We start from the raw sequence: 17353 nt of genomic DNA, 5'->3' as shown, positions 1-17353 counted from the left end.
TAGTAAGTTATTATTTACCATTATTTATTCTATTTATTTTCTTAAAAATCTGTCCATATAATTCACAGAATTATATTTCAAAGAAGAATTTATTTTAAAGATTTGTAATTTAAAAATATTGGAAATATTTTTATTAATTGTCAAAAAATGCAATTTTTTGACTGTTTATGGTAAATTTATGACTAAAATCAATAAATTTAGTATTATATTAGTTAATAATATTCTTATTGTAAAGCATAAAAATGCTAATTAATATAATTGTTATAAATAATTTTGAGGTGTATTTATGAAAAATCCAAAAAAAGCAATTACTGCATTAGGAATTGCTACTGGTGCAACTGCAGGTGTAGCGCTTATATCTGTGGGAACTTTATTGTCACTGCACAATTCTTACCAAGTTCCTCGTGAACAAAATTACTTTTTTATGGAACTTAAAAATCAAGTAATCAAAACTCAAAATGCGTTAAAAAGTCTTTCACAAGAACAATTAAATAATGAACAGATTCAAAAGCTTTTCAAGGAAGTTGATTTTGCTAATCAATTACTAGCTAACGAAGATTCAAGTATTGCAAAAATGCTTCAACAACGAAACGAACTAAGGCACTCTACGCCTAAGGCACTCTACGCCTAAGGCACTACTTAATGTTTCTAAGGATCCACAAGAGAAAAGGAATTTAATTAATGAATATTATTCATTAGTTAAAGATGTTGATTTTCAAAATGCAATTAAAGGTGCTAAGGAGACAGTCCTTAGTGCTGTTTCGGATTCTTCAACCGCAAATAAAGCACTTGAAAGCTTTTATAAAGTTGTTGATCCGCTCATTAAAAAGCAAAATGAATTTTCGCTTGTTTTAGAAAATAAAATCTGAAATAACCATGAACAACTTATTAAAAATTCACAAAACCTTTTTAGCGCACAAGAAAAAAGTGCATTACTTTCAACTATTGATCAAATTTTATCTTTACTTGCTCAACCACAATATTCAAGAGATGCAATCGTAGAATATGAAAAAGTCTATGATCAAATGATTGATAAACTAAACATAACTAAAAATGAAGAAAATAAATCTTTGAATAACTTTTTAGAAAATGTTATTCGGGTAAAAAATGAAGTTAATACTTCAGATATTAACCAGTCACTAAAAGCAGATTTCTTAACTCGAATTGATAATTACAAAAAAATTGCTGGAAATGTTTCTCCATCTTTAGCAATTACTAAAGCTCAAGAAATTGATTATTTAAATAAGTTAGTTAACAATGAGCTAAAAACATTAATTCAAGAAACTCCTGATAAAAATAAGTTACTGCAAAATTTATCACAAAGATTAAACGCTTTAAAAGCAGAAAGTTTTGATAGCAATATCAAAAAGCTAGTTGCAATGCAAGTGCAAAAAATTCAAAATAATCCTACTGAAAGCGAAGGAGAGATTTTAAATAGTATTTCTCAAGTAACTAATTTAGCTACTAGTGCTGAAAACATTCAAGATTTTGCAAATGAAATTAATAAGCAAATTAATCAACATTTAAGTAATAATGATCTTAGTGTTAATGATGCAAAAAGTTTCAAAGATCAACTAGACAATATTACCGATTCAAGTTTTAATCAAATTAAACAATACTTAGAAAAGTTAAATAAACTTTATAATGATATTTATGATAATGTCTTACTTAGAAGAGTTTTTAAAAGTTCGCTTAAAAAGTTAGATGATCAGATTGTGAATGCACTTAATGACGAATTAGGCGTTAAAAAGAGCGATTTAACACAAATGTCTGCAGAAATTCAAGAAGCTTTAAATGGAAATGTTTCAATTAAAGAGCTTAATGATTTACTCAGAATTAAATCAAATGAACTTAGAGAAATTAATCGGATCGAGCTAAGAAATTGATATAAATTAGCTCTTACACTTGTAGAACCTGATAGTGATATCGATTTTAAAATTAAAGACACTTTAAACTTTTTAAATCAAAAAGCAGTTTTACTTATTCCCCAAGATTCAACAGCAATTCGTGAAGAAATGCAATTTTTAATTGCACAATATCAGGAACAACATCAAAAAGCTAACATTAGTCAAGGGTTGCAAGAAAGTTTATTAAAATTTGATAAAACCAAAGAAGCTATTAATTTAGTTTTTGGCAAAGTTAATGGCGAAATTTCTTCAGAATTTGGACAAAAACTTCAACAAGAAGCTTTAGAACTAAAAAAACAAGCCAAAATAGCTTCACAAAACCCTAATTTGACCCAAGAGCAAAAACAAACTAAATTTACTGAACTTATTAAGGCTTTAGATAACTTAGCCAAAAATACTCTAGCTTTTAAAGAACTTGAATTAAAAATAGCTCAAGGAGAACAGGCTCTTGCTTCTTCAATGGGTAAAAAATCAGAGCAAACTTTCTTAGAAAAAGAAGCTCTTAGAATTAAACAAATTAAAACTAATGCTTTAAGTGCTTTAAATGAAGCTTCAGGTAATCTTGATTTGCAAAACATTAACAATCAAATGGACGATGCAATTGTTGCTTACAAAGAAAAACAAGCTGAATATCAAAGTACTCAAGCACTCCAAGATAACTTTAATTTTATCAATCAAACTTTTGCTCCTTATTCACTTGGAGGAACTCCGACCCCAATACAAAAGAAAATTTTGGATAAACTTACTGGGTATCAAAAAGAACTTGGAAGCACTACTTTAACTAATGAACAAAGAGATAACATCAACGCTAATATTGCAGCATTAATTGAAGTTGTGCAAGCAGCTAAAGATTTAGAAGTGAAAAATAATTCACTCAAAGCTTTAGTTAATGATACTGAAAATGATGATTATGGAACTTTTAAACCAGATAGTAATTACAGCACCGCTAAAGCATTAAATTCTGAAGTGGATACCTTTTTATTAACTTTATTTAATCCTGATTTTAATAAGGAAGAAATTATCCAAAAAACTCAAAAGCTTGAAAGTAAAACCTTAGAATTAGGACTATCTATTTCGGTAGCTAAACTTAAAAAAACTAACAAAGAAATTCAAGATAATAAAGTTACTGGAGCCATTGCTTCGCAAAGACCTTATAATCAAATCAATGCTTCAATTGAAACAATTAATACCGTAACTGAAAATTTAATTAGTGATAACGACAAAACACAAGCTCAAGTGGATGAACTTGAAAATAACATTAAAAACTATCTTAAATTAGCTAAAGCGCTAAAAGCTAGTGCAACAAAATTGCAAAGCATTACCCAAAGTGATAATCCAATTACTTATGAACTTTTAGAGAAATCAATTTTAAATAAACCAAGTAGTGGCTCACAAAGTGAACCAACTGATACATTAATTCATTTTGGAGATAGTGTTAGCGTTATTGATTTCAAAACTCGAATTTTAACATCCGAATTATCAAAAACTTCAATTCGTATTGAAGCTGAAAATAATATTAAAACTTTTAAATCAGTATATACACAAACCGAGCGCAATGATGTTAATTATGATACAGCAATTGCTACATGAGAAAGCAAAATTAGTGATTATAAAGCTAAAATTGCTGAATTTTATGTTACAAATGCTAATTTGGCTACTCTTAAAGATGATATTAATTTTGCAACTCAAAAAGAAAACCAAATTAAAAGCAACATTAAAAAAGCTTATGATGATGCCGTAGCACTTAAAAATAAGCTTAAAACAGAATACGACCAGCGTAAAACCGCTGATGGTTTAGCTAATTCAACATTTACTGATGCAGTTTTTACTCAGTTTGAAAACTTACAAAATGCCACTGATGTAAATGGCAAAAAAACTACTTTAACTGTACAGCTTCTTACAAAACTAGACGAACTCTCTCTTTCGTATGCTAAAGACGGTTTTGTTCAAAGTGCTGATGAAATAGATACTAAATTCACACCATTTAATAATTATTCTACTGATGTTAAAAATAATTACAGTGATGGATGAAAAACTATCATTATCAATTGAAAAAATGCAATTAGAGATACTGTTAAAGGCTATAATAACGCATCTGATTTAGTTCAAATTAAGAGAGATTATCAAAAAATTTCATCTTTAAATGCACTAATTTCGCAATTAAAAACTCTTTTTGATTATTTTGACACTAATTCAAAAACCACTCAAGGTCAAAAAAATTGACAAACTTTAAATACTTCTCGCCCTGATAATGTTTTATTTGCAAGATTAAATAATAAATCCGAATATCAAAATGCCGATCAAAGTACTTTTTATTCTAAATCTTCAGATACAATTTTAGCTTTAAGAAACGAATTTAGAGATGCATACTTTGATGTTGTTTCGCTTGAAGAAGCAAAAGAAACTCAAACAAACAAAATCAATGAGTATAAAACAGCTGTTGATAATAAACTTGATACTTTGGTTGCTAATATTGATACAAATTTAAAAACTCAAATTGATGCTAAATTACAAAATCTTTTAACTCAAACAAATGCCGTTACTCATAAAGCTGATTTAATTAATATCGATAATGAATTAAGTGCTTTAGAATTTAAAGAAGAAAACTTAAAGCAACTAGCACTTAAGTCAAAAGAAGCAAATAACATTATTTCTCAAAATAATAGTCTTTCTCAAAATGAGACAGGCAAACAATCTATTATTACTGATTTAACCAATACTTACAATTCATACAAAGATGGATACTTAAATCTTTCAGCTATTGAAATAATTTCTAAAGAAAAAGGTCTTGAGAATAAAATTGCCTTGTTTAACAAATTTACTGCAGTGTATGCCCAAGTTCAAAGTGATAAAACAAATATTCCAGATGTTTCTAATTCAACTAATGGATATGCTACAGGAACTGGAGCTCAAGGAACTGCTCAAGATGGTAAGTTAAAAATACAAGGTTATTACGATCATTTAACTCAAATGTTAAATGAAATTCCAGTAACTCAAAACAAATTATTTAATGTTCAAAATACTCTTGCATCACTAAAAAAATTAATTGACTTACAAAAAGATAAATTAAATGAACAAAACCAAGTTTTAACTGATAATTCATATAATAATTTCACCTATAAAAGTCGCCAAAATGCCGCTAATTATGGTTTTGATCAAGATGCAAAATTACTTGCTGATGCTATTTTAAAAAGCATTCCTGACAATAATAAAACTGCTACCGAACTTGAAACTGAACTTATTCCTAATTTAGTTAATGAGTTCCAAAACGCTAAAGATTTATACCTTGCCCGTAAAGTAGCTTTGGATTCACTTTATAAAGATGATGCAAATCAAAAAGGAATTAAAGTTAAAGAAACTGAACAACTTTATAGTGCTAATACAACAACTGTTGATTCACAATTTACAGAATTAAAAGAAAAAGCAGATGATTTCTTCCATGCTCGTGCAGAAGAAATTAAAAATGCCACAAATAAAGCAGCTATTGACGAATCAATTCGAAATGCAATTGAAATTGATGTCTTTTTTGAAAAATATAAAATTCTTGCTGAACTTGTAGCTAAAGCCAATACTGCTAAAGCTACAGCTCAAAATAATACAGCAATAGCTCAAAACCCAAACATTACTGGTTCAATTGCTAAATTAGATGCAGAAATAACTAAAGCAACTGGATATTATTACACTCAAAAAGATTCTTCGCTTTTAGATAATAATATTTTTCTATTAGACACATTTATTGAACGTTTAAAATTTGCAACTCAAATCGCAACAACTCAAAATGATTTAAATAACTTTAATACAAATCCAGGGAATGATGATTATTTAACTTCTAATGCAAAAACACCGCTTGCAAATATTTTAAATAAACCTTTCGAAGAGTTAAATGCAAATCCAGCTCTTGAAAGCAAAGAAAATTATGCTCAACTGCTAGATAAGTATATTACTGGCTCTTCAAATGCTTCATACAATATCGCTTTTATTAATTCAAAAATTCTCCAAGCAAATATTCATAAAGCTCAAGAATATTTAACTTCATATAAAGCGAAAATTGCCTCAAATTCAAATTATGAACCACAAAATATTAAGGATTTATATACTGCTTTAGAAACTAAAATAACTGAAGCTACAAGAGTACTTGAAGCTTCTGATCATAATGAAGGTGATAAATTAAGATTTGCTTCAGAGCTTTATAATTCAAATAATGGAGCTTTAGATGAAATTTTAAAAGCTGAAAGTGCTAAAGTAAAAGCAGCTTATGCTCTTCATTTAGATTTAGATAAATATTTAACTAATAATTATCCAAATGCTCAAAGCACTCCAAGAATGAATGATTATGTGCAAACTGCAGTTGATGCAATTAAAAATATTGATATTTCTACTGCTATTAAATTAGAAACATTTAATACTACTTTAGCATCTGCAATAACTAAATATGAAGATCAACGTTTAGCAATATTTAAATGAGAAGCTAATCGTTATAACTCTTATAAAGCGAAATTTAATGAGTTTTATGACTTTTTAAATGCTTCAAACACCAATGGAGCATCCAAAGAATTTGTTCTTAAAGTTACTGGAATAACACAAGCAGAACTTGATAATTTTAATAGTGCAGCTAACCCTAGTGCAGCTGATGCTTTACACACTAATGCTCAAAGTTATGCTACTAAATCAACAGATACAGATGCAAATATTAAAACTTTCTTAGAAGCAAATGCTAATATTGATATTATCGGAACTCTCTCAAGTGTTGCTAATGAATTCTTTAATTACTATCAAAATCTTATTTCAATTAAATCAATTCCTTCGATTTTACTAGGAATTAGTAACTTTACTCGAATAAAAAATGAATTTACTGATAATTCCCAAGATCATAATGTTCGTTTTGCTTTAAAAAATACAAATTCTGAAACAGCAGGTTTAACTACTAAAATTACTGAGTATTTAGCTGATTTAGCAAATATTACCAATGATTCTGCAAATCAAGTTCAAACTCAAGCTGATGATAGTAATATTTCTTTTGCAAGCGCTACAGATGCACAAACAACCCAAGCACGAACAAGTTACTTTAATACTTATAAAGATATTGTGGTTGCAATAGCTAAAGCAAAAGAAAAACTAGATGAAATTGTTTTTGGAACAAACGCAAATGACAATGACACCTTGCAAAAAGTTCTTCATAAATTTATTGAGGGAGAAACTGGTTTTGATGGACGTGCTAATTTAGCTAATCTTTTAAAATTTATTGGTTCTAACTCTCAAAATGCAGCAAATTTAGCTTCTAATGACGATAAATTTACTTTAGTTAAAAATGAGTATTCAAAAATAGCAACCCCATCTATTGAAGGCGAAAATGCATTAAATACCCTAACAAAAAGTGCTACTGATATTGATATTTATAGCACCATCACTAGAGGATTTTCAATTGCACTGCAATTATTTAATTGAACTAACAATTCAAATAACACCAATTTATTCTTTGATTTCCTTTCTCAAAGCAATGCAGGAAAATTAAATTATGAGAATATTTCTCCAAAAGATACCACTTCACTAGAAACATTTAAAGAAAAATTAGATGGAATAAATGGTCTTGTAGAAGAAGATGTTGAAATTGACGGAACAATGTATAAAGCTAAAAAATTAAATTCTTCATTTGATGCAAATGGAGGTGGGCTTTTAGGAGATTTATTTGATAGCTTCAACATTTTAAAAGGAGTAAATAACTTCTTTAACACAACCAATGTAGAAGTATTTGCTTATAAATCAGCCGCTTTAGCTAACTCAGAATATGTAGCTAGCCGTTTAACTTCTGATCCATCAATAAAACGTGGATTTATGAATTTATTCTTTAGATTTACTAAACCAGCTTCATTAAATAATAATGATAGTGCTTTTGGTAGTGTAACTAACTTTGGAATTAAATTTGAAAATGTGGGAATTAATTTTAAAACTTTAGATGAATTTGTAATTTCTAAAGAAAATATTCAAGATACAGGTAAGTTGCAAGAAACTTTATTTAGTGCCGAGCAAGCTGGATGAAATAATTTACAAGCTCCAGTGCGTTTATTTGGAGCCTTCAACAAATATTCGACTTTAAAATTACTCAAAGATAATAAATACTACTTTACCGAAGGAGTTAACGAATCAATTGATGCTCCAGCATCAAATACCACTAATTCTTCACCTAACTTTAGAATTAAAGTTAAATTATCAAGTTCTTATAGAGGTTATACCCAATCTGGAACTACTATTTTCTGAAAAACTTTAAATCCAAACTTTGCTTCAGATAGCGGAATTCAACACCAAAACGGAAATAGTTATAAAAATGCAGTTTTATCTCAAGCAAATAGAAATACTTATATGTGAGAACAAAATTATCAATACCAATATCAACAAAATCTTGACCAAGGTAAAAATTTACTCTTTTTACCAATTGTAATTGGAATTCCTGCTTTTGATGCTCAAGGGAATGCAGCTATGATAGTAATTACCTGACAAATTTTAAATCGATTTGATAAAGAACCTTCAGCTGCAGTACAAAATATTTCTCTTGGAAACTCTGAAGTTCTTAGACATGTTGATATATATAAACGCACAACAGCCGGAATTAGTGCAGCAGCCACATCAACTTTACCTGCTTTTTATGATTATGTAATGACCAAAATAAAAATCAGAGATCTTGCAAGTTTAGCCTTTGATAATTTATCTAATTCAGGTTTATGAAGTGGCGATCGAAACATTCAAAAAGACAATAATAATTCTGGAAAAGGAAGAGGAATTGCAGAACAAGAGTTTATAACTGCAATTGGATCAAATGGAAGATTTGATATTAAATTCAAATTGCACTAAGATAAGGAGATATCATGATTAAAATGAAAAACACAAAATCAGCAAAAACTTTTGTTTTAACATCAGTATTAGCAGTTCCTGTAGCTGTCGGTTTGGGTGCAACTTTATTTCTAATTCACTCAAATGAATCAGTAAATAATTCAACAGTATTTGGAAATTTCCTTGAAGGAGAAAATCTATTTAAACTATACGCTCCATATATTGATGCTCCCCAAAATGAAAAAGACAAAGTTTTTCAAGCTTATAATCAAGCAAAAGATTCATGAACTAGCAAAAAGACAAATTTAGAAGCAAAATTAGTGGCTTTAGACCAAGCTCAAGCAAGTGCGTTTGATTTTTACATTCAAAACCTTGATAAAGTTCAAGCTCAAGATGAAGAACCGAGTGTTTTTTGAAATAAAATTCTTGCCAATCAAGAAGGTCGGATTAGAGAACTTGATTTAAAAAATCAACTAACTCAACTTAAAAAAGATCAGTCAATTAAATTTCTTGAAGATCTTTATTCTGCAACCAGCAAACAAAAACAAGAATATTTAAAAAATGTTTCTCAAGAAATTTCCAAACTGGTAGTTTTACAAAATCAAATTTTAGCTCCATTTATTAAACTTTTAGAAGGAACATCTGCTCAGCTTGATTCATTACCTTTTGAAGGACTTAAAAAAGATGTTTCAAACTCCTTAACTCCACTTTATTCACGTATTATTAGTGATAATATTCGACTTAATGAAGTACAAATCGCTTCTCAAGATACCACTAAAGAAGTCTCAAAACTTCAAGAAGTTTTACAAAATTCTCAAAGTGAAATTAACGAAATTCAGCAATATTTAAAACTAATAAAACCTTATGAAAATAATGCGGCTTACTCTCAAGCTGAAAAAGAAAATGTTAAAAAGTTCATTAGTTCAACTCAAATTAATTTAAATATTGCTCTTTCTAAGGCTGATATTAACCAAATTCACAATAGTGTAGTTACCTTTTATCAACAAATTTCTGATACTCAAAAAACTGTTGCTGAAATTAAGCAAGTTATTTCTGAGTTAAATACTTATGTGGATAAATTTGATTCTTCGCTTAGATTTAACAAAGAAATGTTATCCCAGCAAATAGCTCAGGTGCTTGCAGTTAATGATAAAAAAGATCTTATTAGTGCAAAAGCAAAACTTTTTAGTGAATTTTATGCTGTAAAATTTGCTAATTCGCTTATGGCTGAACTTTTAGAAAAAGCTAAAAATGCTAAAGAAAATAATGTTATTAGTCTAACTAAACAAACAATCATTCAATCAGAAATTCATAGAATTATTAATAAAAATCTCTCAGCTTCAAATCTTGCTAATCAGTTATTTAACTATTACAAAACTCAAGTTAAAGAAATTGAAGATTTAACTTACTTAAACAACGAGCTTAAACTCATAGAAACACAAATTAACGAAGTAAATGGATTATCTTTTACAAGTGAAGATATTAAAAGTAAGCTTAACGAATTACACAATCAAGTAAATAAAACTTATTCAGATAATGTTACAGTCTCGTTTTTAAATTCAATTAAAAACACTTTAAATGAAAATTTAAGAAATATTCTTAAAGACGATTTAAAGAATTTAATTCAACTAATGAACGAGAAAATCACTTTAGTAAAGAATTTACACAATCCGTTAAATAGTATTGTTGTCGATGAAGCAGTTAAGTTAAATGAAGCTTCCGAAAAAATGGTTGTTGATTTTAACCCAATTTCAAGTGTTGAACTAATTAAGCAAATAAAAATTTATGATTTAAAATTACAGAATTTAATTAATGCTAATAAACAAACAAAAGCTGAAAAAGATTCTGATTTTACCGATGATTATTTAAAAATTGTTTTTTCAGATAATAATGATAATTACGTCCCAACAGATAAAGAGCAAAAACGTATTGATTTATACAACCAATACAAAGCTGATTTAGACAAAATACGTGGTGAAATTAATTCCGGAAGTGGAAATGCACAGCTTGCAGTTGATATTGCAAATTTACAAACAAAACTTAATAATTTAAGTGATACTGGAAATGATTTTCGAAAATTATCACTCCTTGATAAACAAGCAAGCGATACTATCGCAACAAAACAAGAATCTTTAAATTCAATTGCCTTACAACCTTATATCAATAATTTACAAAAAGTTCGTGACCAACTTGATAGTCTTTATAGTAATGTTAATGCAACTAAAGAGCAAATTTTAGATGCTCAAAAAGCTCTTTCTAAAGCTTTAAAGGAGTTAAATGAGGCTGACACTAAGATTTTACTTGAGCAAAAAATTGCACAACTTAAAAATGAAATTGAAGCTAATTACCAAGGTGATTTAACCTCTCCAGGTGCTTTAGCACTTTTAAAAAATTACAATGATTTACTCCAAGAAGCTAAAGATACTTCAAATGAGCAAAATTCAAATGCATCAATTTCGAAAGCAAATCAATTAATTGCTATTACTCCTTATTTATTTGATGCTGAAATTAATAAAAAACGCTTACTTACAATTATTGGAGAAAAAACTTCAGCTCCTTATAGTGGAAACAAAACCGCTAAATCAATTTCTCGGGGAAGAGATGAAATCAAAAGCATTGATGAATTAATTACTAGGTTAAATAATCCTGATAATATTCCAAATTTAGAAGCTTTCGAAAATGCTAAGGCTAATCTTTTACAGCGAGGAGATGAAATTTTACTTGCTTATGAGCAAGAAAAAATCGAAAAAATTAACCAAAACATTCAAGCAACTAAAAAAACTACTGTTGGTGGAGCAAATGATAATTTTGCAAAAGCGCTAGAGAAAGTTAATGCTTATGCAACAGTACAAAAATCACAATTAAACTTCCAAAAAGCTAGTGCTTCGGCTACAAAAATGGAGTTTTTAGAAAAACTTGCTAATGTTTCTGGTGAATTGCTTGATGCGTACAATCTATACAATGTTAATCCAACTCAAACTTTATCTGATTATATTTCGAATTTATTGTTAAATAACGAATTAGGAGTTGGAGATTCTAATGAAGAAATTCAAAATAAAATTTTGAACTTAAATAAAGCTAAAGAAGTTATTATAGCCAAAAAAGAGTTTTTAGACGTTTATCTCCAATTAAAGAATGTTTTAGAAGAAAATAAAGATTGAAAAATTTACGCTCCACTTAAGAGAGATATTAACTTAATTTTACAAGAAAGCAATGCAATTATTTTCAATAATGATTTAACTATTGATCAAATTAATGCCAAAAAAGCTGAGTTTCAAAACAAAATTAAGTTATACCAAATCCAAAAACAAGATTTACTTGACTTATTTAGCCAAGCAATTACTCAAGTTGATGCTAAACAAACTTCTTTAAATGCAGACGTAGTTGCTTTAATTGGAAGTAATCCAAATTATGATTTTGATACTTACTTTAAAAAAGCTAAAGAAGCTTATGCTCATGATAAACAATTAGATCAAAAAGTTAATGTTGATACAGATGATATAAACGCATACTCAAGTAAACTTGAAATTGCTTTTAATAAAGATATAGTTTTAAATAAACTCAAAGATATTAACACTACTGCTACTGTTTCAAATTTTGGTAGTTCGGATCTACATAATAAAGTAAAAAGTGGATGAGATACTTTTAATGGTAGTGTTAAAAATAATTTAAATTTAAATACTTTATCACTTGAAGATGTTTTAGATATTAACAAAAAAGTTAACCGCTTTAGCGATTTATTTACTTTACAAAAACGAATTACTGATTATCTTGCTAAAAATCGTTCACAAATTACTTCACAAACACTTTCGCTTGAAACTCTTAAGGATGCAGTTGAGCAATCTCTTCCAATTGCTTCAGATGGATTTACTGAAATAGATAATAAATACAAAGAGTTACTTAAAACTTATGAACAAGAAATTGAAATTCAAGAAATTCGAGAAAATATTATCTCAACTTTAGAAAATCAAGATCTTGCAAATGGACAACTAGGACTTATTAAATCACTTGAAAATGCCCTTGGAGCTACTTATGATAGTGACGTTACAAGCAAGTTAAATAGTTATGTTGCAGCAACTAAAACCTCCGCAGCAACCAGTACATCTAGAGAAGAATTAATTAAATTACTTCATCAAGTTAACACTATTAGAGATGAAGTGCCTGCGATAGCTACGCTTGCAAAAAATGTAGCTGGAGCTAGAAATATTTTGGATAATTTAACAAATGGTAGTTCAAATTTAATTAATTCTTACGCTCAAAAGCTCAATGCTTTTCTTACTGAAGCAAAAAATAATTACTTTAAATTACCAAGTAACTCTCAACCAAGTAACCTTGAATTTTACAATCAGTTAAGCAACAAAATAGACTTTACTGCTAAAAAAATCTTTGCTTCAGATGCCCTTGCAACTAAATTGCAAGAAATTAAAGATATTTTAAGTAATAATAACTTCAATTTACGCAGTGTAAATGGGGAAGTAGGTTTATCTAAACAGGCAGAAATAAATGCTTACTTAGATAGTTTTGAAAACACAGCTCAAAATGACGATTATACACAAGAATCAGTTCAAAAAATTAATATTTTAACTCAAAAAGCCACTGCATATAAAAATGTTATTAGCACTAATTTAGATGTTCTTACTTATGCAAATACTCTTGCTAATAACAATGATGCTACATCAGCAAATGATTTAGAAGCAACTTTACTTTTAGTATGAGATAGCGTTCCTCGAGCAACAGCTTATGCAAATTCTGTTCTTGGGAAAGTACAAGGAAATATTTATAATGTTAATGATTTATTTGACATTACTTCCGCAAGTTCTAAAAACGTAGCAGAATATAACGCTTTAACCCAGCAAATTATCACTGAAATTAACAATCAAAAAGATTATATTCAAGCAAGAAATGCCTACCGTGTAACCACTGAAACTAAAATAAATGCTCTCAGAGCAAAAGATTTTACTCCACTAGTTCATAATGATTTAAAAAATGATTTATTTAATCTTTTAAATACTTTAGAATCTCAAAATAATGTTCAAAATTCTTGAACCATTAACAATCAAAGTGGAGATTTAAATGTTATTCGTAGCAAAGTTAATCTCATCGAAAATAAATTAGATGGACTTAAAAATTTAGCTCAGAAAGCTTATGAATTAAATGCACTTGATAATACTATTATTAGTAATGAAGCATTGCTTAATAATGAAAAAACTCAAGCTCAAACCTTAATAAGCAAAGCAAAAAGTTATTTTGGTGACACAAACAAAATGTCTTTAACTGGTAATGATTCAATTGAAAATGTTGCTTTAGAATTAGAAGCTCAACGATTTAAATTAAACTTATTGGTTAAATTTGAAGAAGTTAAAAATCAATATAATAGTGAAGCTATTTTAGCAACATCATCTAAAAACGTTATTAAAGCTAAACTCGATACTTTTGAAAATGAGTATAACAATAACATTTTAACTCCTGAACAACTTTTTAACAAATACTTTAGAGATGCTGCTGATATTCCAAATAGCGAACCTGCAAGTGTTAAAAACACATTGATTAAATATGTCCTTGAAAATTCGATCAATTTACAAAAAGAATTTGTTCGAGCTGAAAGTTTTATTGCTTTAGAGGATCAAAATTTAGATAGTACAGAAGTAGCAAGTAAAATTGCTGATCTTAGAAATTTAATCAATAATAACCAAAGTGGAGTTGCAGCTACTTTAAATGAAAATCAAAATAATGAAGTTACAAAAATTCAACTTTTAAATACTATTAAAGATCACATCCAATCGCTAATTAGTGCTAAAAAAGATCAACTTACTACTCAACTTAATGCTAATAATCAAATTAAAAATTTCTTTGATAGCACAAAAAATAACTTTGCAGTTAATGGAGTAGCTCCAAGTTATGTTGATAACTTTGAAGCAAAAGGTATTAATGATTTAACAACTGCAATTAGTAATAAAGATGATCTTTCGTACTCACAAGTTAATGTTTATTTAGCAAATGCTAAATCAGTAGCTAATTTACAGATTTTTGATTTATATACCAAAGCAACTAACACTGTTGAAAATATTCAAACTACTGTTGCAGATTATGTAAATGATTTTGCACCAAGTAAAACAAATGTGCTTGCTGGAAGCGAACTAGGAAGTGCTGAATATACTCCGCTTTTAACACTAAAAAACACTATTGATAATGCGTTAGGAGCTGATTTTAACAGTACAGAAAACTTTGAAACTAAAATTAATGCATTAGTAAATATTATTAATGGAAATTACCAAAATATTATCACTACTTTTGTTAACGCAATTAAAGCTCATTTTGAAGAAAAATTTGCTCCTGCTCCGCAACAAGGACAACTAGGACAAAGTGGATTTTATGTAAAATTAATTAGCACTTTGAATGCACTTAAGCAAAACGTTACAGGACAAAACGTTAATTTATTTAAATACAATCAAATTGAAAGTTTAGAAAACCAATATGATGCTTTTAAAAATCAATTCGAATTATTAAATAATCTTTATACTGCACTTACAAGTAAAACTGATTCTGGATCAATTGCAAATTTCGCAACATTACTTAATACTTTTAATCAAAGTTTTTTAAATCTAGTTAATAGCATTAAAGATGCAGTGACTAATGCACTGGCAAAAAACCCACTTGAAGAAGTTTTTGCTGATCTTTTTGAAACTATTAGATATAATGTTTCTTCAAGTGATACTGATAAAATTAAAAATGCTTTTAATACCTTTAAACAAGGAATTTTAAATACTTTAAACAACGTAACTACTGCAAATTTTGATTTTACTATCTTAAATAAAACCAATTCTTTAGATAGCACTCTAAGCACATTATTAAATAAAATCACTGAATATAACAATTGAATCAAAGAAGATAACAACAAACAAATGTTGCTTGATTCGCTAAACAATGATCCAAATGAACAAAATCCACTAACTCCTATTGAAGCAGGGTTAGACGGAACTTTTGACCATAAATATAAAGTCGCAATTGCTAAAGATGAGATAACCCGAAAAGAGTTTATCAAAAGGTTTGAAGCATTAACTAATAATGCTCAAAATAATTTAGTGCAAATAGATAATAATGATGCCTTTTTAGATATGTTTCAACAATTTGCATATACTAAAAAAGATGTTTTAAATGCTAGTGATTTAAAATCAATTTATTCACCAATTAAATTTAAAGTTTATATTAAAAAATATGATCAAAATGGGTGATTTAATGTTGTTGCTCCAACTGCTTCAGAAGTAGATCGACAATCATTAAAAGCCAAAATTGTTTATGCATATGAATCAAATGCCACTGATATTGGTCAATTAGAAGTTGAAAAAGAAGTAGTGTTAACTTTTAAAACTCTTGATACAGTAAAAATTACTAATGGAACCACAAGTATTTTTATTAACTCACAAAATCAAGGAGCATTACAATCAAAACTTGAAGTTTTAGATGTAGATGAAGCTGGCTGAAATATTACTCAAGTTGCTAATATGCAAGATGCTAGTTATAATACTGTTAAGCAAGAAGTTATTACTAAAGTGTATAACAAACTCAAAGCAGCAGTTTTTGCTTTAAACGATAATAATTCGACCATAAATCAAAGTGGAATTATTACTCCTAACAATTCATATTTGGCATCACTTAGAACTGCCACTGATGCAAATTTAGCGAATTTAAACTATACAACTACAGGACAAAATAATCGTTTAAGTGCATTTTTAGATAAAGATAATCGTGATAGTACCACTAAATATGGATTTGATTTTGGAAACCAAGAATCTGTAGCAGTTACTTATAATATTTCATTAACTACTTCTAAAGAAGATGAAAGATTAGTTATTTTCCCTCTTGATAGTGAAAAAGGATTTACCTTTTTACAACTTCAGGGAGGATATTTAACTGGATTTCCAACTTACGGATCTGGTCAAGGTCAATTTCAGCCTCAATGGTATGATGATATTTTAAAAGGTAGCGATCCAGGATATTCAAATATTTATAATGATAGTGCAACTTGATGAAATACACCAAACAATCGAATTCCAACAGGATTAAATGTTAATTTATATTCATTTAATGTTGATTATGATCCGATTGCACGAAAAGTTTACTTATACAACTCATGAACGGAAAATACCTTATTTGTTATTAATAGATATAAATTGAGAGATGAATTAAATAATTTAAAAAACAATAACAACAATAATTTAAAAGCCTCAGATATAGCCTTTATTGATTCTTTATTAGCTAAATTAGGAAATGCTCCTCAAAATTATGTTCCAACTCCTTCAGAACTTTCAAGAACCTTTGAAATTCATTCAACTCTTTATAATCGAATATTTAATAATTCTTTAAGTAGTTGATTACCTACTTCACAAAACATAGGATATGGAGCTGGACCTATTTATCCAATTACCGGTGGTCAACAAACAGTCTTTCGTACAACTCCAACTGATCCTACTACTGCTCAATTAAGAGCAACCCCAGCAAGAGACTTTAACCAACAGGCTAACCAACTAGTTAAATCATCAGCACGTGAAAGTTTATACTCAGCAATAATTAACAAGTTCTTCTTTAAAATACGTTAATTATTTTAAAAAGAAAATAAAAAT

3 protein-coding genes are annotated in these 17353 nt (G+C 28.3%); all 3 read left to right on the top strand.

What is annotated here, in order from left to right:
- Nucleotides 1-286: 286 nt before the first annotated feature.
- The 3 genes from EXC58_RS00905 (at nucleotide 287) to EXC58_RS00895 (ending at nucleotide 17329) form a co-directional block, all read left to right on the top strand.
- Nucleotides 287-631 (top strand): hypothetical protein, encoded by a 345-nt coding sequence (locus EXC58_RS00905; protein ID WP_129725191.1) that lies wholly within the window; start codon nucleotides 287-289, stop codon nucleotides 629-631.
- A gap of 394 nt (nucleotides 632-1025) precedes the next feature.
- Nucleotides 1026-8753 carry a hypothetical protein gene (locus tag EXC58_RS00900; protein ID WP_129725190.1) on the top strand — a complete coding sequence of 2576 codons (7728 nt, stop codon included), beginning with the start codon at nucleotides 1026-1028 and terminating at the stop codon, nucleotides 8751-8753.
- Between the two features lie 14 nt (nucleotides 8754-8767).
- Nucleotides 8768-17329: a coiled-coil domain-containing protein gene (locus tag EXC58_RS00895; RefSeq protein WP_129725189.1), complete on the top strand. Its 8562-nt coding sequence runs from the start codon at nucleotides 8768-8770 to the stop codon at nucleotides 17327-17329.
- Nucleotides 17330-17353 lie beyond the last annotated feature (24 nt).

Source organism: Mycoplasmopsis citelli, assembly GCF_900660645.1.
Taxonomy (GTDB): domain Bacteria; phylum Bacillota_I; class Bacilli_A; order Mycoplasmatales; family Metamycoplasmataceae; genus Mycoplasmopsis; species Mycoplasmopsis citelli.
Note: the sequence above shows the minus strand (reverse complement) of the source record. Positions and strands in the feature narration are given on the sequence as shown.